Origin of the sequence: Ralstonia sp. RRA, from assembly GCF_037023145.1 — a bacterium.
Taxonomy (GTDB): Bacteria; Pseudomonadota; Gammaproteobacteria; order Burkholderiales; family Burkholderiaceae; genus Ralstonia.
In genome coordinates this window covers 1-20,519 of sequence record NZ_CP146091.1, presented here as the reverse complement: position 1 = coordinate 20,519, position 20,519 = coordinate 1, and the positions used below count along the sequence as shown (strand labels likewise).

Genomic DNA, 20,519 nt, shown 5'->3' with positions numbered 1-20,519 from the left:
CCGGCGCTTTCTCAATCGAAGATGACGCGCTGCCCCGCGCTGCCGCTGGGCAGGCTCGGCTCGCCCATCAGGTCACGCACGGCGTCTTCAATCACGATGGACATGGCGTTGAGCGCAAGGTCGTTGTCTTCGGTGCCGAAGGGCTCTTCGATTTGCGAGGCGATGGCCTCGTGCGCCATGAAGGTGTACGCCACAAACACCGCAAACACCGGCGTGAAATTGCCGATGCTCTGCACCAGCCCAAACGGCAGCGCCGCGCAGAAGAAGTACACCGTGCGGTGGATCATGACCGAGTACGCAAACGGCAGCGGCGTTGAAACAATGCGCTCGCACCCGCCGATGGCGTTGGTCAGCTCGGTCAGGCTGCGATCAAACGCCAGCGCGGCATAGGCATCCAACGCACCGGCCTGGCCGTTGTGCTGCGGGTCGCGTTGCGGGTTGCGTTGCGTCCGGCGTTGCACCCACTCGCCCAGCCACAGCGTGAGCATGGCGGGCCGGTAGCGCGCGGCCATCACGCGATCGAGCAGCGGCGCGGGCAGACGGGTGGCCAGGTCTTCACGTGGGTCAGTACGGCGCAACTGGTGGCGCAGCGCATGCGGCACCGCGCTCAGCACCTGCGTGAACTCGCGCACATCGTCGGCAGACACCGCACCCTGCGGCAACTGCGACGGCAACGTCAGCGCCTGACGCGTGAGCGCACGCGCGCAATTGAGCAACTGGCCCCAGAGCTTGCGCGCCTCCCAATAGCGGTCATAACTGGCGTTGTTGCGAAAGCCCAGGAACACCGCCAGCGCAATGCCGACGAGCGAGAACGGCGTGGTGCTCAGGTTGACGGAGATGGGCAGCCAATGCGCATGCACCGCTATGGCCACCAGCGAGATACCGAAGATCAGAAACAGGCGCGGCAGAAGCTGCGGCAGAACGGAACCGCGCCATGCAAGCAGCATGCGGAACCAGTGCAGGTGGGGGCGGACAACCATGGTGGGGAAGCAGAGGCGGGAGGGCGGGATTATCGCAGATGGCCTATCGCGCACGGGCTCGACGCCGAGGGCGTGGCATGGCACCCGTTGGGTGATATCCCCACCCCGCAACGGGCACCGACTTGCTGTGGTGCTGTGAGGGCTAGTGTGGACGCATGGCGCGCAGGCTCACTGCACCGCCCCAATGAACGCCGCCAGCTCCGCCGTCTTCGGGTTGGCAAACACGTCCTTGGCGGGGCCGCTTTCATGGATGCGCCCCTGGTGCATGAACACGAGCTGATCGCCCACATCCCGCGCGAAGCGCATCTCGTGCGTGACCATGATCAGCGTCATGCCCTCGGCGGCAAGCTGCTTCACCACGGCCAGCACCTCGTTGACGAGCTCCGGGTCCAGCGCGGAGGTGATCTCGTCGCACAGCAGCACCTTCGGCTGCATGGCGAGCGCGCGCGCAATGGCCACGCGCTGCTGCTGCCCGCCGCTGAGCTGATCGGGGTACGCATCAAACTTATCCGCCAGGCCCACCTTGGCCAGCATCTGGCGTGCGAGGTCATTGGCCTCGGCCTTCTTCATGCCCTTGACCACCACCGGCGACAGCGCCACGTTCTCACCCGCCGTGAGGTGCGGAAACAGGTTGAACTGCTGAAACACCATGCCCACGTTCAGGCGCAGCGCGCGCAACCGCGCGGGCGTGGCCTGCGAGCCCTGGAGCACCGCGTTGTCCACGACGATCTGGCCGTCGTCGATGGTTTCCAGCCCGTTGATGGACCGCAGCAGCGTGCTCTTGCCCGAGCCGCTACGCCCGATGATGGCGACCACCTGGCCGCTTTCGACGCGCAGGTCCACGCCCTTGAGCACATGGTTGTTGCCGTAATGCTTGTGTACGGCGCACAGATCAACGAGCGGCATAGAGCTTCTTTTCCAGATGAGAGGCACAGAGCGACAGCGGCCAGCACAGCGCGAAATACGCCAGCGCCACCAGCCCATAGATGAGGAACGGCTGGAACGTGGCATTGGCCAGCACCGAGCCCAGCTTGGACAGATCTTCAAACCCGATGATGGACGCCACCGCCGTGCCCTTGACGATCTGCACGGAGAACCCAACCGTGGGCGCAATCGACAGCCGCACGGCCTGCGGCAGCACCACATGCCGCATCTGCTGGAAATAGCCCATCGCCAGGCTGGAAGACGCTTCCCACTGCCCGCGCGGAATGGCTTCCACACAGCCGCGCCACACCTCGGCCAGGTAGGCGCTGGTGTACAGCGTCAGGCCGATGGCGGCGGCTGTCCACGGCGACATCTCAAACCCCGCCATGGACGCCCCGAAGAACACCAGGAACATCTGCATGAGCAGCGGCGTGTTCTGAAAGACCTGGATGTAGACCTTGCTCACGCGCTGCAGCGTGGCGTTGCGCCCCACGCGGGCAAACAGCACCACCAGGCCCGCCGTGCCGCCCAGCACAAAGGCCATGAGCGACAGCATGAGCGTGGCGAGCAGCCCTTCCCCCAGCTTGAGGAGAATCGGCAACAGAGGGATATCGGCGATCATGCTGCGGTCTCCGCAGGGGTGGTGGTGACGGTGCGCGCAGCCACCGGCCCGACCGGCACCCGGCGCACCACGACAAAGCGCTGCCCCACCCACGCCAGCAACTGACGCAGCAGCAACGCCAGCGCAAAGTACAGCGCGGTGACGATCAGGTAGGTTTCAAACGCGCGGAAGTTGCGCGACTGGATGAAGTTGGCGGCAAAGGTCAGATCCTGCGCGGCAATCTGCGAGACCACCGACGTGCCCAGCATGACGATCACGATCTGGCTGCTCAGCGCGGGCCACACCTTCTGCAGCGCGGGCCGCAGCACCACGTGCCGGAAGATCGCCCAGCGGCTCATCGCCAGCGCATTGGCCGCTTCCAACTGGCCGCGCGGTGTTTCTTGAATGCCCGCGCGCACGATCTCGGTGATGTACGCGCCCAGGTTGACCACCACCGTCAGTACGGACGCCTGCCACTCGTTGATCTGCACGCCCAGCGAAGGCAAGCCGAAGAACACGAACATGAGCTGGACGAGGAACGGCGTATTGCGGATGGCCTCCACATACACCTTGAACAGCGCGTTGAAGGGCCGGATGCGCCAAGCGCGGCACACGCCGCCGGCAATGCCGATGGCACCGCCCGCCACCGCGCCCGCCGCCGTGAGCGCGAGCGTAAAGCCCACACCCTGCGCCAGCTGGCCGCTGTAATCGAACACCGCGCCAAAGTCGAATTGATAAGCCATAACGAAACTCCACGCGCCAAGCCATGCCCGGGCTCCGCAGCCTGCGGGCCCGTGCACGCCTGGCGTGCTGACATGCTTACGGTTTTACAGTTGGGCGGGCAGCGGCATCTTGATCCAGCGCTGCGACAGATCGTTCAGGCGCCCGTCTGTCTTCAGCTTGGTGATGGCGGCGTTCACCTTGTCGAGCAGCGCGGGCTCACCCTTGGCCACGCCCACATAGCAGGGCGTGTCTTCCACGGGGAACTTCAGGTCGAGCTGGCGCAGCTTCGTGCGCTCGTTCACCGCGTTGGCCACGATGTTGCCCACCGTCACCAACTGCACCTGGCCGATCAGGTAGCTCTGCGCGGTGGCGTTGTTGTCTTCATAGCGCTTGATGGTGGCCGAGGCCGGCGCCACGGCCGAGAGGGCCAGGTCTTCCGTCGAGCCGCGCGTCACGCCGATGGTCTTGCCGGCCAGGTCCGCCGGCTTCTTGATCGACGCATCCTTCGGGCCGTACACGCTCTTGGGGAACGGCGCATACGCCTGCGTGAAGTCGATCACCTTGGCGCGCTCGGCGTTCTTGCCGAGGCTGGAGATGACGATGTCCACCTTGCCCGTGGTCAGGAACGGAATGCGGTTGGTGCTGGTGACGGGCACCAGCTCGGCCTTGACGCCCAGCTCCTTGGCGACGAGGTTGGCCATGTCGATGTCATAGCCCTGCAGCTTGAGGTCCGGCCCCAGCGAGCCGAACGGCGGAAAGTCATTCGGGATCGCCACGCGGATCACGCCCGCCTTCTGGATGTTGGCCAGCACATCGGCATGCGCCGGGCGGCCCGGCAGCAACGCGACCACGGCGCTGGCCGCCATGACGGCGTGGAGGAAGGTGCGGCGCGAGGTGTGGTGCAAGCGGGAGAAAGCGGCGATGCGGGTCATTCAAGAACTCCTTCAGAAATCGAGACAGGCGAAACAAGGCGAAAGGAAACGGGATCGATCACCGCGCGATCAGACGCGGCCAGATCAATACCGCTGCGGCGTGCGGCTGACAGCAGATGGGCGCGCATGGCCTCTGCGCTGGCGGCGGCATCGCCCGCGGCAATGGCCTGCACGATGGCGTTGTGCTCGTGCGCGGGGTGGTCGTCTGCGCCGTTGCGGGCAAAGGGCAGGCGCAGGCTGTGGCCGATGGCGTGTTCCAACTGGCCCGCCATCGCCATCAGGCCCGGGTTGCCCGACAACTGCGCCAGCAGCATGTGGAAGTGCAAATCCGCCTCGGCCGCGCTCAGCAGGTCATTGCGCGCCAGCGCATGGGCCAACTGCTGCTGCAGCCATTGCAGGTGGCGCAGGCCGGCGGCCTGCATGCGCGCGGCGGCCAGCGCCGTCCAGCCGGGCTCCAGCACCAGGCGCAGCTCAATCAACTGACGCGGCGACAGCGTGCCCAGCGCCGGCGTGGCAAACGGGCGATGCAGGCGATCGGCACTTGCCCGCTCGGCGCCCACCTGCGGGCCGCGCACCACCACGCCCCGGCTGGGCAGGATGTCGACCAGCCCCAATGTCTCCAGCACCGTGAGCGCCTCGCGCAACGACGCGCGGCTCACGCCCAGGCTTTCTGCCAGCTCACGCTGCGGCGGCAGACGGCTGCCGCTGGGGTAAGCGCCGCTCAGGATGCCTTGCTGGAGTGCTTGCGCAACGGAAGAGGGAATGCTGTGCATGGGCCGAAATGGGAGAAAGACCCGGTCGTGGTCTGACCGGTCGCCCACGGCTTATGCGAGTTTTGTGCCATGCAGCAATGCGCGGCGTTTTGTGCGGTACTGCGGCGGGTTGATTGCCTGGGCCGTGCCCTTGCGCGAGGCATGCGCCACGGCTTGGGGCAGCCGTGGCTTGGAGTTGGTGCGTGGCCGCACCGGTTTGGAACACCCCCCGTTTTTGGGGACCCAAGCCCCCACCTCGCATTGCAATGGCAGTGCAGCAGCGCGGCGCTGGTGCCGTCACCAGAAGCGGGACCACACCAGGCACGATAGACAACTTAGGCACATAGCGCCTACCGCGCCCACGCGCGGCAGTGCTCCAGATATTGCCGTTCGTGCAGGCCAATCAAATCGACAATGGACGTCCAGAGCCAGAACGGCGCGTTGATGGATTTGCCGTGCCGGGCTTTCAGATCGCGGCGCCACGCCTGTGCCACATCGCTCGGCATCTGCTGCCCATGGGCCAGGCCCACCACGTGGCCAAGGTTGGTGGCCAGCGATACGGCGTCTCGGGTGTCCAGCGTTTCGACATCGAGCTTGAGGTCTTGCGGCAACAGCTCACGCACGAAGAAGCTCGTGCCAAGCATGCGAACCTGCGCCATGCGGTTGCCCAATTCGGGGCAGACGTGGCGCGCGCCAGTGACCACGCGCTCGCCGTTGTGCCGTGGCATGACTGCCCCCGGTGCGCGCGGTGCGGCGGGCGCCACGGCCTCTTTGAAATCGAGCAGACGGTAGGGACGTTCGGCACACCCCCTTGCCGACAGCAACACGGCGTAGCGCCGCCTGCCGAGCGAACTGCAGCCTTTGACCCAATAGGCCGCGTCAACAATTTCCGCGTCGTCCCGATGACTGCCGTAGAGATGGCCGACCAGCTCCAGCAGCCCGGGCTGCTGCGTCAGTTGCTTCAGCTCGCGCAGCTCTTCGCGCGCCAGCGGCCAGAAGCGCTTGCCCAGCGGGATGGTCGGGGATGCGTCGTCCAGCCGATCACGGGCGAGTTGCTTCCACGTGCGGGCCGTGGCGGCCTTCATGGCGGTGTGCACAGGGGGGGGCCGCTCGGGCAGCGCGATTGCGCCGTCCGGGTTGATGCCGTCGAGGTAGCCCGTCATCAGGCCTTCGACCATGCGCGCGGTGACGATGCCGGGCAGGTCTGAACCACGCGCCGCCGTGGCCAACGAAACGCCCAGCCGGATGAGGTCGTGCGCCGGGTTGCCGATGACCGTCTGGTCAAAATCGCGGATCTGGATGCTCGTGCTGCCCCGCATGTCGCCAATGGGGCCGAGGTTGCCGACATGGCAGTCGCCGCAGATCCAGATATCGGGCCCGTCGGGCAGCAGGTGCGGCTGCACGGTGGCCAGCCATTCATAGAACTTCTCGGTACTGCCGCGCACGTAGGCGTGCACGGACTTGGCCATCTTCGCCTGCCGCAGGCGCATCAGAACGGAGCCGCGGTCTTTGGGCTTGACGGCTTTTTTGGAGAGTTTTTGCCTGGCCATGCCGGCCTCCTGTTTTGAGGGCACAACGGTGCACGTGGGTCTGCCCATGCCCTAGCAGTAAAAGGGCCTGCAAGGTGAGGTGCAAGGGCGACCAGCACCATTGGCACGAAGGCGCCGATGCCATCCAGAAAGCCCGCGCGATATGCCGGTGGGCGCAAAGCGGTGGGCGAGATGGCCGTTTTCTGAATCCCCCACCGTGGCAATTGGCGTTGGCCCTGGGGCCCACGGCTTGCAGCACAATCTGACCGCACTCACCCAACAACCGCCGTGCAGCACGGCCACGCCATGCCCCATCTGACACTGGAATACTCCGCAAACCTCCACGCCTTTGACGCCCAAGCGACCCTGCTGGCCATCAATACGGCCCTTGCCGCCACCGGGCATTTTGTAGAGGCGGACATCAAAAGCCGAAGCCACCGGTGCGACACGTTTGCCGTGGGCACCTCCAGCGAGCCGCGCGCATTCGTACACGCAGACCTCGCGATCTTGAGCGGGCGACCGCTCGAGACCCAGCGCGAACTGTCGGCAAGTGTGTTGGCGGTCTTGCAAGCGCAGTGCAGCGCGCCGGCGGGCGTGCACCTTCAGCTTTCTGTGCAAGTGCTTGAGATTGCGCGCGAGTCGTATGCGAAGGTGAGCATCGCAGCGCACGCTTGATGGATGGGCACCCCGCCCGTCTCGGGGGACCGTGTTGCTGTTGTTATTGGCTTTCGCCAGCCCGCTCTAGGGCGGTAAGCACTTCCCACGTTTCAGGGTTGATCTGACAGCCCTCCAACACCATCGACACGAAGGCGCCGATGCCATCCAGAAAGCCCGCCCGATATTCCGGCGCGTGGATGCTGGTGTGGGCCAGCGCCAAGCGCAGGGTGTCGGGGCGGAGTTCACGATGGATGCGCAGATCGGCTTGCGTGCGGCGGAGGTAGTCGCGCGCGGCCAGGGCGCCGGTTAGGTAGGTTCGGCGTTGGGTGGGGGTCATTGGGTGCCTCCTGAATTGCGAGGACAGGGGCAATACAACGGTGGGGAGGGATACGAAGCAATAGGCATAGAGCCTCCGTGAGTAGGATTGGAGGCCCGCCAATCGTCGCCAAACGAGGTGGCGGGCCCGACGGCAGGGTTGGCGAACCGGTACTCACGGCAACCGGCAGACCCGAGGGTCTCCCCACCCGGCCCGCCATGGGAGGCATTGCGCGAGTGAGCCCGAGCGTATCCGCCAAGCGGACGCTCGTTGTGAGTATGTCGGGTCGCCAAACCCGGCTGCCGTTGGTGCGGCAGCGGGGGAATTATAGCGACTAGGGTTGTGGAGGCTCCTCCATTTCTGACGTCGAGCCAGCGACGCCTCGTTACGGCAGTTGCCGCCTTCCGACCACCCTCTCGAATCAACTTTTAGGAACTGGGATGTGCAGAGATCCAGTGCAGCGTCCCTACCGCCCCGCCAGAAGAGCACGTAGCGCCTGTAGGAGTGTAAGCACGCGAAACCCGGAACTCTCTGTGCGATCCCAAAGACCCAGCGCACACTCAATGATTTCGCGCTCGATATCTGATGCCTGCGGGGGTTTCTGGAGAGATTGAGCTTCCTTTGCATATTTGCATAATTTAAGCGCATTTCCTTGCACGCGCTTAAAATCACCTGCGATAAGGCGACTAATTTGACTCTGGCTAATCCGGGTCGCTCTGTGAATGTCCTCTTGGCGCAGGTTCATATCCCCCAGTTGAGATAGCAGGACCTTTGCCTCATCAAGAGACAAAACTTCTTCTTTGCGGGCATTGCGCTCTTTTCGCATAATGCATAAAATTATATGCAAAAATTGTCATGAGTGCACGCATGCGGAAGTTGAACGTCGTTGAGTTGTACGCAGGAACAGGGCGAGCGTCCGCACCATTTCGTCGCTGGCGACGCGCGAATGTAGGCCTCCTGGTCGATTGGAACGAGCACGCTCGCCTCACGTACCTGCACAACTTCAAACGTGCCAACTACCAGCATGCAGACTTAGGCAACCTGCGACCTGACTCGCTCCGCACGCTTGCCGGCGCTCAAATTGATATTCTGCTTGGGTGCCCGCCATGCCAGGGCTTCAGTGAAAGCGGGGAGCGTGACCAAACTGATCCGCGCAACGATCACGTGGTGCACTTTGCCCAGATGGCCGCGGCACTCCAGCCGCTAGCCATCGGCATGGAAAACGTGCCGCTTGCCGGAATCTCCCCGCACTTCAAAAAGGCAATGGGAATTCTAGAGTGCGCAGGGTACTCGTGGACCGCTGGCGTATTGAATGCTGCCTTGTACGGTAGCGCACAATCGCGACATCGCCTGGTGATGATCGCTCTCCGCAACGATTTAAATGTCGCCCCATCGCTGCCGGAGCCGACACATCTGCCTCGAGGACGCTATTTCGATTACGTATCCCAGTCGCTGCGCGACTACGACGACCTCGATGACGATCTAATCGGAACCACATCAAGCGCGCGCCGCGTAGCCTTGGTGTTACAACCAACCCTCCATAGGGTCGGTAGAACGAGTCCTATCCCAACATTCGAAGATGCAATCGCTGGATTGCCAAGGGAAGGGAGCGCCGAAGCCTCTGCGCTAGGCCATGTGCCCTGGACTCACGGTACAAACATACTGGAAGCGATGAGGGATGTGGAAGAGGGCGGCCGCAGAAGGACGGTAAAAAGCTACTACGGTGCGGCATACGCTCGATTACATCGATACGGCTTAGCGCGGACAATTACGACGTATTTCTCCAATGCCGGCAGCGGACGTTATTGGCATCCAACAGCCAATCGCGCCATTACCCTGCGCGAAGGCGCACGACTGCAGGGATTCCCCGATGACTTCAAATTCCTGGGCGGCGCGCTGCAAAGCAACGCCACCTTGGTTGGCAACGCCCTCGACGCCGAGTTAGCTAACGCCACGTACCGTTCGATTCGCCGAGCGCTGGAATAAGCCCCCCCTCCTAAAGGAGTAAGCAGTTTTACGAATCCCCAGGCGAGCACGCGGACTTGACATCACTAACAACTAACACTAGATTGTTAGTTGTTAGCTCACCCCTTGGGAGTTCCAATGTCATCCGCTACCTCGCTTCCGGAGCTGGTTCCTCACGATTTCCGTGCTGATGCCAATCCGGCGCTACCAAACTCGTTAGTCTTAGTCGGCTCCATCGTCGACTACAACGAAAGCCCATCCTTCAACCGGTTGGCGTGTCAACTGGAGCCAGAGATCGAGGTTAAGCCGGGTCAACTCCTGGCAGTTTGGCATGGCCGTCGCAACAAAAAGATTATGACGATTGCGCAGGTCAGTGACTGTTTTGAGCGCAATCCTAGCGAGGAGCCGGAACTAGCTAACGCACGTAAGCGTCTTGGGCTCGGACAAGGCTACGCCCGAGAAGGCGTTTCCACTCGAGTGTTTCGCATCGCGATATGCGAAACAATGGAAGAATTCGATGTCGAAGAAGACCAAGAGGAGTGGCGTGTAGTTGGTGAGCGCGCGCCCGAGACTCTATGCCGGGCAGGGGATCCAGTAGTTCTTGTCCCAATTGCCCTTTGTCAACGTGCGCTCGGCGCCCTGCCGAACCCGGACGGCGGATTGGATTTGGGCACCCTTTTTGGCCCGCAACCCGCACCGATCACACTCAAAAGCGACATCGCGCAAATGCATGTTGGTGTGTTCGGAAATCCCGGCAAGGGCAAGAGCTACTTCTCGGGCGTGCTCGTAGAGGAATTATCAGCCTGGAATGTCCCAATGCTGATCTTGGATGTCAATGGCGAGACTATTGAGGCTGCGCGCAGCCTTGGCGGCAACTGCATTACCTTGCCAGATAAAAGTCGGTTTGGCCTGCCACTATCCCTTTTGACCCCATCTGAGCTAATTGACATTGCACCGAACGTGCAGCCGGGCACGCAATACGCGGAACTTATTGAGCTTGCACATGACCATTTGCGCGGTCAGTCTAAGCGTTCGGGCAAAGATTTCACTTTCGACGATTTGTGTGCAGAAATGGCGCTGCGCGCAGAATCACTCGACCTCAAGAAACCGACGGTCAACACAGCCATCAGTCGCGTCAAAGCGTTGTCGTCCAACCCTTTGATTGGGGAGCGTTTCGACTTTGTTGAAGAATTAAAAAAGAACCGCCTTATCGTCCTAGACTGCCGCTACTTGACGGTCGAGCAGACGCGCCTAATTGCTGCTGCGGCGGCGCGTACTCTCCAGCGACATGGCAGAACGATGGCGCAGCGCTCATTAAGCGTAGACGCGACCGAGAGCGAAAAGCACTGGTTTGCAGTCCTCTATATAGATGAGGCACATACAGTCGCACCCGCCAATGAGAATGTTGTAAGCACCCAGGTGCTCTACGAGCTTGCTCGCATGGGGCGCCACGTCCGCACAGGACTGATTCTGGCAAGCCAGTCACCGGCAGACCTAGATCGCAGTATTCTGAAACGCTTGCAAACACGCTTTGTGTTTGCGCTGGAGCGCGATCAGCTACAAGCTATCGGAGGCATTTCAGCGGACTTGGGGGACGATTTACTGGCTGCCCTGCCAAAGCTTCCGCGCGGCGTGTGCGCCGTAACGGGGTCCAGCGAAATGATTCGACATGGGTTTATCCTCAAGGTCCGCGAACGCAAGACCCCAGTTGGCGGTTCGACCCCCCCCGTCTTCTCCGGTCGCACCAAGAACAAACGGGAGATGGAATGAGCCTTACACCTAAGGAGCGCCAAGAACTGTTTCTCGAATTGGCTCGTGCGCCGGGGGGCACCACCGCGCAGGACGCTTATCAGGCGGCGCTAGCACGCGGTGACGATGTCTCTGAAGAAGCGTACTTTAATCTTGGTCGTCGACTCACGCATAGCGGTCGACTCAGCGCGGACAAGAGTGGGAGCCGAACGATTTACTGGGCAAAAATCGACGACGATGCCACCTGGTTGGACGAGGAGCATATCGTTGCGATTGTCGACCCGGAATTCCCGTTGTCAGCGCTGACCGCATATCGTGAATCGTCACGACAAATTCGAGATATTCCCGAGCCAGTATGGGTCGAGGCGCGTGAGCGACTCTCTCAAAAAGACGCGCAGGAGCTGTTCGTCGAAGCAATTGCGTCTTACGCGGACAACCTTCTCTGCGAAGTCAAGGATTATGTACGGGAGCGCGCCAGCACGGGAGGCGCACCCCATTTGCCCAACATGCGGCGGTCCGCCGAGGCATGTCATGCGACGCTGATTGCGTTGTGCAAAGACGGCTTGGGACTATCGGGGGAGGCCATCGCTCTGCCGGTCAATATCGACGTGGCCGCAGAGGCGGTATCACAAGGTCGGGCACCAGATGCTTACTACGACATTGAAGTCCTTCGCGAAGAAATTGCTCGCAGAATCGAGCCAGGGATGATGGTTCGTCCGGCGAACATGCCTCCAGCAGACACCTCGTTGCTAATTGCCGGCGTCGACGGATCGACGGTAGGCGGACTGTTATCGCTGGATGGCGCAGGCGGAGACTTCGCATTTGGCCACTCCCCTCAAGTGTCCATCAATACTGCTGCAGGCATACTGAATCGCGATATGCCGATTGGCAATCAGCATAGGCCAGTCTACATGCGCCTACCGGAAAAGCCGGAAGATATGCAGCAAAAGGACAATCGCTATTCCATCATGGCGAAAATGTTCTACCCGGATCTGACCGATTCGGAGTACATGCATTCGACCTGGAACGCAATGGACCTTCTCGAGTGCCGGGCCACTTTGAATGTGATGGGTAGATGGACAATGCTGCCTCACAATGTAGAGGTTCCGCCCGCGGAGGTAGTAATTCGCGATGGCACAATCGTGCCGCACGATCGCGATCCTAGTCACTATGGCCAGCAAAATTCCTATGGGCGTATCGTTCGCGATTTGATTGATGCATCGTGGAGTATCGCGAAGAACTGCCAGATTGACCGACAAACAGTTCTCGGCGTCGTAAAAAACGCGCAGATGCGAGTGTACGGCCCCGTGATCAACTATTTCCTAGGTCAATTAGCATCTAATTCCAAAGCGACACAACTCTCGGCATGGTCACTGACCGAGATGAATCAACTTTTCGATCAAGCGCTTCTATCCAGAATCCTTACAGCCGGTAGAGCACGCGAAGAGGTATGGCTGCGCACAGCACTGGTGCTGCGACCGTTCCACGCAACATCGAACTTGAGTCGAAATTACTCGCGCACGCCAGGAAACTTGCCACATGAGAAGTTGATCCGGAAAGCCGAGCGCGCTCGCGACAAAGATATGCTCGAAGCCACGGAGGAGGATATCTGGTGGCGAACACTTCAACCTCGCAGCGACCCCTATATACAGATGCTGCGCAATGTTTGGTATGCCGGGTTCTACCTCGGCGCCTTCCAACGACTTGACAGCAGCGAAGTTCTATCTCGAATGGAGTTTATTGTTCCTCATTCAACCGAGGAATCAAACGCTTTCCCCGATGCCCTCTGTTCTGAGCACTTGGAGCGTGCTATTTCCGCCCTCAGCACGGTCGGCTTTCAAGTAGACGACGATCATTCAATGTATAACAGAGGGCATATCGACCTTCTTCCTTCGATTCTTGTTAGAAGCCACGAGCTGGTTAAGCGATTCGCAAATGAATTGCGCGACCGAGTCTCGGAGTTCATGGACTGGAACCTCGCAAAATACTTGAATGCGGCGCAAAGGCGCCGACTCAAGATTCGCCCATGGACGCGTGGTGAGCTCAAAGCTTGGGTTGATGCAATGCAGGAAGAGCGTCGCCTGAAGGGTCCCCAATAACAGGCTATCGAGATGGATAAGGTCTCGCGGGAAAAACGCTCAGAAGTCATGCGAGCAGTTAGGTCTCGAGACACGAAGCCCGAACTCGTTGTTCGCCGAACCGCGTACGCCCTCGGCTTTCGCTTTCGAGTAAACGTTAAGGACTTGCCTGGGAGGCCGGATCTCGCTATCAAGTCACGGAAGAAAGCGATTTTCATTCACGGTTGCTTCTGGCATCGTCATCAGAACTGCAAACGGTCGACGCTACCCCGAAGCAACCAAGCATACTGGGCGAAAAAATTTGCCGAAAATATCAAGCGCGATGAGCTAACGATGGCGACCTACCGGTCGATGGGTTGGGAACCACTTGTAATTTGGGAATGCGAACTCGCCGATCGAGAGGCGCTTTCCGAACGCATCAAGCTCTACCTAACCTTCTGAGTGAACGCTGATCGGGGGCTTTTGCGCAACTTGTTAGCAGACACAGCCTCTCGACAAGCATTACGGTTCCGCTCGCAAACCTGCTTGTCCTCGCCGCTCACATGAGCCGGCGACAGAGCCGCCAAGCAAGCAACGCTGGCGGCACTTGACAAGCGATTTTTCTTGTCAAGCAGCAAACCGTTAGTTAAACTCGCGCCCAAGTGGACTGGGAGTTCCCGGTCGGCGTCTAGGCCTCGGTGAGTTTCATCGGGGCCTTTCGCTTTACTGGGGTGGAAAAATCTTCAACCCCCAATTCTCGAAGCCCTCCCCCAAGCGCTCACGTCCGCCACTGCAGAAAAATTTGCGCTTAAGCACTTCAAAGGCTCGGTTTTCCTGATCCGGACGCAGCACATGCATGCCTACCGGGCGCGCCACCAAGTCAGCTAACTGCAGCCCTGGCGAATCCACCTTCTTGTCCGCAAAGACGATGTCGAATGGCAGGGAGATGCCCAGCCGGTTCGCGCCGTCACAGATGCGGCGAAATTCCAACTCTAGCTCGTTGTCTTCCTTCTTGCCCCGGCATTCGACAATCACATGCGTGAGAGCGCCGTCCTGATTCTTCTCCTGCATCAGCTCGTGCAAGGTCTCAAGGCAGAACCCCAACGCTAGATGATATGGGTTGCCATCCGTATTACCCTGATTGCGCAGCTTCATCTTGTCGATCACGCAGCTGATCAGAATGAAGTTGCTGACCTCGATGATGTCCGTCAGCTCAGAGAGGAACCGGTGCTTATGCTGCCGGTTGGTGAACTTGAAGACACCTTTCTCCTTGCGAATCTCATGCTCGTGCAGCACCACCGAATCGTGGCCAAAGTGGTTGAACTTGAGCTTGTGGAGTGCCGGGACGACCTTCTCGCTGTAGTGCCGCTTGTAGAACACACAGAACGCGAGCACGAAAACAGGATAGTTGGGATCCAGGGTCTGCAAACCATGGTCTCCGCTCTCATCCACGTACACCACAAAGTTGCTGAATCGCCCTGCCGGCGACGCCGCCTCTTCGACGGCCTCGACCGCTGCGGGCGGCTCAACGTCAAACAGCGAGAACTGTTGAGGATCAGTGGTGTTGTCGGCTCCCATTGATGCTGCCGCTTTCGTCTCAGTCAACGCAACGCTCAAACATCAATATTCCGCGCCACCAACGCATTGCTCTCAATGAAGTTCCGACGCGGTTCCACGTCATCCCCCATCAGCGTCGTAAAGATCTGGTCCGCCGCAATGGCGTCTTCAATCTGCACGCGCAGCAGGCGGCGCTGGGTGACGTCCATGGTGGTTTCCCACAGCTGCTCGGGGTTCATTTCGCCCAGACCCTTGTAGCGCTGGCGGCTCACGCCGCGCTCGGCCTCACTCAGCAGCCACGTCATGGCGGCGTGGAAGTCGGCAACGTTCTGCTCGCGCACCTTGTCGCCGGTGCCGCGGCGCACCTTGGCGCCTTCGCCAATCAGGCCCTGGAAGGTGGCGGCAGTGCCCGACAGCGCAGCGTAGTCGGCGCCGGCCACGAAGTCGGCGTCGATGTGGCTGAGGCGCTGGTTGCCGTGCTGGCGGCGCACGACCATCACGCGGTACTTCTCGCTCTTCTCGTCGTACTGCATGAAGGCGTCCGCGGTGGCGCCGCCGTTGGCGCTGCTGGCGTTGCCTTGCATTTCCAGCAGGCGGGCCTTGAGCGTGCGGGCGGATGCCTCGGCGGCGGCTTCGCTGCTGAGGTCCAGCACCACGCCTTCGGCAATGGCGCGCAGGGCGTCGGCGTCAATCACGCGGGATAGGCGCTCGATCACGCCGCGGCTCAACTGGTACTGGCGTGCGAGTTCGGCCAGGGCGTCGCCGGCAATCTCGGTGCCGTCGGCACGCACCAGCACGGCGGTGTCCAGCGCCTGGCGCACCAGGTAGGCGGCCATCTCGACGTCGTCTTTGATGTAGCGCTCCTCCTTGCCGTGCTTGATCTTGTAGAGCGGCGGCTGGGCGATGTACACGTGGCCGCGCTCGATGATCTCGGGCATCTGGCGGTAGAAGAACGTGAGCAGCAGCGTGCGGATGTGCGAGCCGTCCACGTCAGCATCGGTCATGATGATGATGCGGTGGTAGCGCAGCTTGTCGAGGTTGTAGTCGTCCTTGCCAATGCCGGTGCCAAGCGCGGTGATGAGCGTGAGCACTTCCTGGCTGGAGAGCATCTTGTCAAAGCGCGCGCGCTCGACGTTCAGGATCTTGCCCTTGAGCGGCAGGATCGCCTGGAACTTGCGGTCGCGGCCCTGCTTGGCAGAGCCGCCTGCGGAGTCACCCTCGACGATGAAGAGTTCAGACAGCGCGGGGTCTTTCTCCTGGCAGTCGGCCAGCTTGCCGGGCAGGCCCATGCCGTCGAGCACGCCCTTGCGGCGCGTCATTTCGCGGGCCTTGCGGGCAGCTTCACGCGCGCGGGCAGCTTCGACGATCTTGCCGCAGATGATCTTGGCGTCCACCGGCGTTTCCAGCAGGAAGTCGGTCAGCGCCTTGGCCACGACCTCTTCCACCGGCAAGCGCACTTCAGACGAGACGAGCTTGTCCTTGGTCTGCGAGCTGAACTTGGGCTCCGGCACCTTGACCGACAGCACGCAGGTCAGGCCTTCGCGCATGTCGTCGCCCGAGGTGTCGACCTTGGCCTTCTTGGCGATCTCGTTGTCGGTGATGTACTTGTTGATGACGCGCGTCATGGCGGCGCGCAGGCCCGTGAGGTGGGTGCCGCCGTCGCGCTGTGGGATGTTGTTGGTGAAGCAGAGCACCTGCTCGTTGTAGGCGTCGTTCCACTGCATCGACACTTCCACGGCCACGCCGTCTTTCTCGCCAGCGGCAAAGAAGATGGTCGGGTGCAGCACGGTCTTGTTCTTGTTGATGTACTCAACAAAGCCCTTCACGCCGCCCGAGAAGGCGAAGTCTTCTTCCTTGCCGGTGCGCTGGTCCGTCAGGCGGATGTGCACGCCGTTGTTCAGGAACGAGAGTTCGCGGATGCGCTTGGAGAGGATCTCGTAGTGGTATTCGACGTTGGTGAAGATTTCTTCGTCGGCCAGGAAGTGCACTTCGGTGCCGCGCTTGTCGGTCGTGCCCGTCACGTGCAGCGGGGAGACCTCCACCATCGTGCCGTCCGGCGCTTGCACCGTTTCGATCAGGCGGTTTTGCGGAATGCCCTGCGCAAACTCGATGTGGTGCACCTTGCCATTCTGGCGGACGGTCACCTTCATCCACTTCGACAGACCGTTCACGCACGACACACCCACGCCGTGCAGGCCACCCGACACCTTGTAGCTGTTCTGGTTGAACTTGCCACCGGCGTGCAGCTCGGTCATGGCGATCTCGGTCGCGCTGCGCTTGGGCTCGTGCTTGTCGTCAAACTTGATGCCGGTCGGGATGCCGCGGCCGTTGTCGATCACGGAGATGGAGTTGTCCGTGTGGATGGTGACCTGGATTTCGGTGCAATGCCCGGCCAGCGCTTCGTCGATGGAGTTGTCCAGCACCTCGAACACGAGGTGGTGCAGACCGGTGCCGTCGGACGTGTCGCCGATGTACATGCCCGGCCGCTTGCGTACCGCCTCCAGGCCTTCCAGGATCTGGATCGAGGCGGCGTCGTAGCTGTTGGAGCTGCTGGCCTCGGCGGGGGTGGATTGCGGTTTCTGCTCTTCGGTCATGTCGTTCTGCTCGCTGCCGTGGGCACGGAAATGGTGGCTTCAGTGCACACAGCGGGGTTGCTTAAAAACGGCGAAGGGGCGGATCTTTTCGATCCAGCCCCTCGTCTTGCTCTCGATGGTTTGTTCGAGCGGCTTTGGGAAAAGCCTCGTCAAATGCGCATCGGCATGACGACGTACTTGAAGGTGTCGTCGTCGGGCAGGGTGATGAGCGCGCTCGAGTTGGAGTCGCCCAGGCTCACCTGCACCTTTTCGGCCTTGAGGTTGGCCAGCACGTCCAGCAGGTAGGTCACGTTGAAGCCGATATCCAGCGCATCGCCCTGGTAGTCGATTTCGAGTTCTTCCTGCGCTTCTTCCTGGTCAGCGTTGGTGGAGCTGATCTTGAGGACGTTGGTGTCGAGCATGCAGCGCACGCCCTTGAACTTGTCGGTGGTCAGGATGGCCGTACGCTGCAGTGCGCTTTGCAGGAACGTGCGGTCAATCGTGAAGCTGTTGCGGTAACCCTTCGGGATCACGCGCTGGAAATCCGGGAACTTGCCTTCGACCAGCTTGGAGATCAGTTCGATATTGCCGAAGGTGAACTTGACCTGGTTCGACGCCAGTTGCACCGAGACGGGATCGTCCACGTCTTCCAGCAGGCGTTGCAGCTCAAGGATGGTCTTGCGCGGGATGATGACTTCGTGGCGGCCGCCGGCGCCTGCCGGTTGTTCGCCCGTTTCCACGCCGCAGTAGGCCAGTCGGTGGCCATCGGTGGCGACGGCCATGACTTGCTTGCCATCCACCACCAGCAGCATGCCGTTGAGGTAGTAGCGGATGTCCTGCTGGGCCATCGCAAAGTGCACCATCGCCAGCAGGTGCTTGAGCGTCTTCTGCGGCAGGGTGATGCGCGCGCCAAAGTCGGTTGCCTCGGCCACGGTCGGGAATTCTTCGGCGGCCAGCGTCTGCAGTGCAAAGCGGCTCTTGCCGGATTGCACCGTCATGCGCTTGTCGTTGAGCGTGAGGGCCACTTCGCCGTCAGGCATGGCACGCAGGATGTCGACCAGCTTTCGGGCGGCCACGGTGGTGGCAATGTCGCCGGCGCCGGCGCCGCAATCGGCGTGCGTGGTGATCTGGATTTCGATGTCGGTGGACAGGAAGGAAACCCGTTCACCCTTCTTGGTGATGAGCAGATTGGCCAGGATGGGCAGCGTGTGACGGCGTTCCACGATGCCGCTCACGATTTGCAGCGGACGCAGCAGGTTGTCTCGCGAGGTTTTGACCAATTGCATGAAGGCGATCCTTGCAGTGTATGCAGTTTGGGGTGACACCGCGCGCGCCCCTCATGGCCTGTGCCTGCAGGAGCATTCGCGATTAACCCCAAAGTTGTTGTAAATCAAGGGGTTAATCACAAATTATACCGCAAAGAAGGGGGCGCTGGATAGCGTCGCGCGCGCGGCAAATATGTCTATTGTGCATGAAAAGACGCCCGCGTTCGAGCGGGCGTTTGCATGCGGCAAATTCTGGGCAGATGGCGCTGCCATGCGCCTTGGTGGCACGCGGCAGCGCGATGCGCCATCAACCCTTGAGCGTTTGCTCCAGCACGTGCAGTTCGTGGTTGAGCTGGGCGTCCTTGGTACGCTCGTCGGCAATCTTGCGCACCGCGTGCAGCACCGTGGTGTGATCGCGTCCGCCGAACAGCTCGCCAATTTCCGGCAGGCTCTTCTGCGTCAGTTCCTTGGCCAGATACATGGCGATCTGGCGCGGGCGCGCGATGTTGGCCGGCCGCTTCTTGGAGTACATGTCCGCGACCTTGATGTTGTAGAAATCCGCGCAGGTCTTCTGGATGTTCTCCACCGAGATCTGGCGGTTCTGCACGGTCAGCAGATCCTTGAGCGCCTCGCGCGTGACCTCGATCGTGATCTCTTTGCCGTGGAAGTTGGAGTACGCCAGGATCTTGCGCAGCGCGCCCTCCAGCTCACGCACGTTCGAACGCAGGTGCTTGGCCACGAAGAAGGCCACCTCTTCCGGCACGGTCACATTCTCGGCCTGCGCCTTCTTCATCAGAATGGCGACGCGCATTTCCAGCTCGGGCGGCTCGATGGCCACCGTCAAACCGGAGTCGAACCGCGAGATCAGGCGGTCATCAATCCCGGTGATCTCTTTCGGATACGTATCGCTGGTGATGATGACCTGCGCGCGGTTGGCGATCAGCGCCTCGAACGCATAGAAGAATTCTTCCTGCGTGCGGTTCTTGCCCGAGAAGAACTGGATGTCATCGATCAGCAGCAGATCGAGCGAGTGGTAGTAGCGCTTGAAGTCATCAAACGCCTTGCGCTGGTAAGCCTTCACTACGTCAGAAACGTACTGTTCTGCGTGAATGTAGCGAATGCGTGCGCGCGGATTCTCCATCAGCATGAAGTTGCCGATGGCATGGATCAAGTGCGTCTTACCGAGGCCCACGCCGCCGTACAGATACAGCGGGTTGTACGACTTGCCCGGGTTGTTGGCGACCTGGATGGCCGCGGCGCGCGCCAGCTGGTTGGCCTTACCGGTGACGAAGTTGTCGAACGTGAGGATCTGGTTCAGGCGCGAGCGCTCGTGCACGGTGTCGTCCACGGGCGCCTGCGGCGGCGTCGCCAGGCCAGTAACCATGGCAGGTGCCTGCGGCGGCATGCGGTACGACTGGGCACTCACCTCGGTGGCGTCCATTACGGGCACGTCGATCTCTGCCACAGCATGGCTGGCCGTGGCGAGCGCATTTTCGCGGTACATCGCGGGGGCCGGGCGCATGGCCGCGGCATCCAGTGCGGCGCTGTTTGCGGCCGGCATGGCGGCGGGCGCCGCCTGCCTCGGCTGAATCGATTGCGCGGCCATCGGCTGCATCGGCGCAGGAGCAAACGCCGGCTGCTGGGCCGCCTGGCGCTGGCCGGCGGCCGGGTCGAGCACGAACTGCACGTCGACCTGCATCTCCCAGTAGTCACACGCGAGCGACTGGATGCGGCCCGAGAACTGGCTCTTGACCCAGTCGAGCTTGAAGCGGTTAGGCGCAGCAATCCGCAGCGTGCACGCCTGTTCGTCAAACGACAGCGGCGTCAGCGGCTTGATCCACGTCTTGAATTGTTGCGGCGTCAGCTCACTCTCAAGTTGAGCGGATGCCGCATGCCAGAAATCCTGCATCGTTATCGTTAGTTGTTTGACCGGCGCCAC

At 61.3% G+C, this 20,519-nt stretch carries 17 protein-coding genes; 5 read left to right on the top strand and 12 right to left on the bottom strand.

Going from position 1 to position 20,519, the window contains the following annotated elements; translation table 11 throughout:
* Window positions 1-11: 11 nt before the first annotated feature.
* The 7 genes from V6657_RS00085 to V6657_RS00055 form a co-directional block, all read right to left on the bottom strand.
* Entirely contained in the window at window positions 12-980 is a 969-nt protein-coding gene (locus V6657_RS00085; RefSeq protein WP_048934431.1) for a bestrophin family ion channel, read from the bottom strand.
* Window positions 981-1,148: 168 nt separating this feature from the next.
* The gene (locus V6657_RS00080) at window positions 1,149-1,886 is read right to left on the bottom strand and encodes an amino acid ABC transporter ATP-binding protein (RefSeq protein ID WP_048934430.1); all 738 of its coding nucleotides are present in this window, start codon (window positions 1,884-1,886) and stop codon (window positions 1,149-1,151) included.
* Window positions 1,873-2,526, bottom strand: a complete 654-nt coding sequence (locus tag V6657_RS00075) for an amino acid ABC transporter permease (protein WP_048934429.1) — start codon at window positions 2,524-2,526, stop codon at window positions 1,873-1,875. Before V6657_RS00075 ends, V6657_RS00080 begins: the two co-directional genes overlap by 14 nt.
* Window positions 2,523-3,248 (bottom strand): amino acid ABC transporter permease, encoded by a 726-nt coding sequence (locus V6657_RS00070; RefSeq protein ID WP_048934428.1) that lies wholly within the window; start codon window positions 3,246-3,248, stop codon window positions 2,523-2,525. The genes V6657_RS00075 and V6657_RS00070 overlap by 4 nt, the downstream gene beginning before the upstream one ends.
* 84 nt (window positions 3,249-3,332) lie before the next feature.
* Complete coding sequence (locus V6657_RS00065; RefSeq protein ID WP_048934427.1) at window positions 3,333-4,160, bottom strand: transporter substrate-binding domain-containing protein; 828 nt, start codon at window positions 4,158-4,160, stop codon at window positions 3,333-3,335.
* The gene (locus V6657_RS00060) at window positions 4,157-4,933 is read right to left on the bottom strand and encodes an FCD domain-containing protein (protein WP_048934426.1); all 777 of its coding nucleotides are present in this window, start codon (window positions 4,931-4,933) and stop codon (window positions 4,157-4,159) included. The genes V6657_RS00065 and V6657_RS00060 overlap by 4 nt, the downstream gene beginning before the upstream one ends.
* A 329-nt stretch (window positions 4,934-5,262) precedes the next feature.
* A complete protein-coding gene (locus V6657_RS00055) occupies window positions 5,263-6,462 on the bottom strand; it encodes a DUF2252 family protein (RefSeq protein WP_048934425.1) in 1,200 nt (399 codons plus the stop codon).
* Between the two features lie 285 nt (window positions 6,463-6,747).
* Here V6657_RS00055 and V6657_RS00050 point away from each other — a divergent pair, with 285 nt between their 5' ends.
* Window positions 6,748-7,116, top strand: coding sequence for a 5-carboxymethyl-2-hydroxymuconate Delta-isomerase (locus tag V6657_RS00050; protein ID WP_048934486.1), 369 nt, complete (start codon window positions 6,748-6,750; stop codon window positions 7,114-7,116).
* Between the two features lie 43 nt (window positions 7,117-7,159).
* Here the strand turns inward: V6657_RS00050 and V6657_RS00045 are convergent, their stop codons facing one another.
* Window positions 7,160-7,435, bottom strand: coding sequence for a hypothetical protein (locus V6657_RS00045; protein ID WP_048934424.1), 276 nt, complete (start codon window positions 7,433-7,435; stop codon window positions 7,160-7,162).
* A gap of 846 nt (window positions 7,436-8,281) precedes the next feature.
* Here V6657_RS00045 and V6657_RS00040 point away from each other — a divergent pair.
* The 4 genes from V6657_RS00040 (at window position 8,282) to V6657_RS00025 (ending at window position 13,647) form a co-directional block, all read left to right on the top strand.
* Complete coding sequence (locus V6657_RS00040) at window positions 8,282-9,400, top strand: DNA cytosine methyltransferase (protein ID WP_048934423.1); 1,119 nt, start codon at window positions 8,282-8,284, stop codon at window positions 9,398-9,400.
* Window positions 9,401-9,517: 117 nt separating this feature from the next.
* Complete coding sequence (locus V6657_RS00035) at window positions 9,518-11,149, top strand: ATP-binding protein (protein WP_082170224.1); 1,632 nt, start codon at window positions 9,518-9,520, stop codon at window positions 11,147-11,149.
* On the top strand, window positions 11,146-13,227 hold the full coding sequence (locus V6657_RS00030; protein ID WP_048934421.1) for a hypothetical protein: 2,082 nt from the start codon (window positions 11,146-11,148) through the stop codon (window positions 13,225-13,227). Before V6657_RS00035 ends, V6657_RS00030 begins: the two co-directional genes overlap by 4 nt.
* A gap of 12 nt (window positions 13,228-13,239) precedes the next feature.
* Window positions 13,240-13,647, top strand: a complete 408-nt coding sequence (locus V6657_RS00025) for a very short patch repair endonuclease (protein ID WP_048934420.1) — start codon at window positions 13,240-13,242, stop codon at window positions 13,645-13,647.
* A gap of 261 nt (window positions 13,648-13,908) precedes the next feature.
* Here the strand turns inward: V6657_RS00025 and V6657_RS00020 are convergent, their stop codons facing one another.
* From V6657_RS00020 to dnaA, 4 genes are all read right to left on the bottom strand, one after another.
* Window positions 13,909-14,790: a DUF3800 domain-containing protein gene (locus tag V6657_RS00020; protein ID WP_338754740.1), complete on the bottom strand. Its 882-nt coding sequence runs from the start codon at window positions 14,788-14,790 to the stop codon at window positions 13,909-13,911.
* A gap of 8 nt (window positions 14,791-14,798) precedes the next feature.
* On the bottom strand, window positions 14,799-17,336 hold the full coding sequence (gene gyrB, locus V6657_RS00015) for a DNA topoisomerase (ATP-hydrolyzing) subunit B (RefSeq protein ID WP_048934418.1): 2,538 nt from the start codon (window positions 17,334-17,336) through the stop codon (window positions 14,799-14,801).
* A gap of 149 nt (window positions 17,337-17,485) precedes the next feature.
* Window positions 17,486-18,601 carry a DNA polymerase III subunit beta gene (dnaN, locus tag V6657_RS00010; protein WP_048934417.1) on the bottom strand — a complete coding sequence of 372 codons (1,116 nt, stop codon included), beginning with the start codon at window positions 18,599-18,601 and terminating at the stop codon, window positions 17,486-17,488.
* Window positions 18,602-18,887: 286 nt separating this feature from the next.
* Window positions 18,888-20,489, bottom strand: coding sequence for a chromosomal replication initiator protein DnaA (gene dnaA / locus V6657_RS00005; RefSeq protein WP_048934416.1), 1,602 nt, complete (start codon window positions 20,487-20,489; stop codon window positions 18,888-18,890).
* Window positions 20,490-20,519: the final 30 nt, after the last annotated feature.

Excerpts from the sequence above, each read along its gene's own strand:
- V6657_RS00085 (WP_048934431.1), bottom strand. The coding sequence starts at position 980 with ATGGTTGTCCGCCCCCACCTGCACTGGTTCCGCATGCTGCTTGCATGG.
- V6657_RS00080 (WP_048934430.1), bottom strand. The coding sequence starts at position 1,886 with ATGCCGCTCGTTGATCTGTGCGCCGTACACAAGCATTACGGCAACAAC.
- V6657_RS00075 (WP_048934429.1), bottom strand. The coding sequence starts at position 2,526 with ATGATCGCCGATATCCCTCTGTTGCCGATTCTCCTCAAGCTGGGGGAA.
- V6657_RS00070 (WP_048934428.1), bottom strand. The coding sequence starts at position 3,248 with ATGGCTTATCAATTCGACTTTGGCGCGGTGTTCGATTACAGCGGCCAG.
- V6657_RS00065 (WP_048934427.1), bottom strand. The coding sequence starts at position 4,160 with ATGACCCGCATCGCCGCTTTCTCCCGCTTGCACCACACCTCGCGCCGC.
- V6657_RS00060 (WP_048934426.1), bottom strand. The coding sequence starts at position 4,933 with ATGCACAGCATTCCCTCTTCCGTTGCGCAAGCACTCCAGCAAGGCATC.
- V6657_RS00055 (WP_048934425.1), bottom strand. The coding sequence starts at position 6,462 with ATGGCCAGGCAAAAACTCTCCAAAAAAGCCGTCAAGCCCAAAGACCGC.
- V6657_RS00050 (WP_048934486.1), top strand. The coding sequence starts at position 6,748 with ATGCCCCATCTGACACTGGAATACTCCGCAAACCTCCACGCCTTTGAC.
- V6657_RS00045 (WP_048934424.1), bottom strand. The coding sequence starts at position 7,435 with ATGACCCCCACCCAACGCCGAACCTACCTAACCGGCGCCCTGGCCGCG.
- V6657_RS00040 (WP_048934423.1), top strand. The coding sequence starts at position 8,282 with ATGCGGAAGTTGAACGTCGTTGAGTTGTACGCAGGAACAGGGCGAGCG.
- V6657_RS00035 (WP_082170224.1), top strand. The coding sequence starts at position 9,518 with ATGTCATCCGCTACCTCGCTTCCGGAGCTGGTTCCTCACGATTTCCGT.
- V6657_RS00030 (WP_048934421.1), top strand. The coding sequence starts at position 11,146 with ATGAGCCTTACACCTAAGGAGCGCCAAGAACTGTTTCTCGAATTGGCT.
- V6657_RS00025 (WP_048934420.1), top strand. The coding sequence starts at position 13,240 with ATGGATAAGGTCTCGCGGGAAAAACGCTCAGAAGTCATGCGAGCAGTT.
- gyrB (WP_048934418.1), bottom strand. The coding sequence starts at position 17,336 with ATGACCGAAGAGCAGAAACCGCAATCCACCCCCGCCGAGGCCAGCAGC.
- dnaN (WP_048934417.1), bottom strand. The coding sequence starts at position 18,601 with ATGCAATTGGTCAAAACCTCGCGAGACAACCTGCTGCGTCCGCTGCAA.
- dnaA (WP_048934416.1), bottom strand. The coding sequence starts at position 20,489 with ATGCAGGATTTCTGGCATGCGGCATCCGCTCAACTTGAGAGTGAGCTG.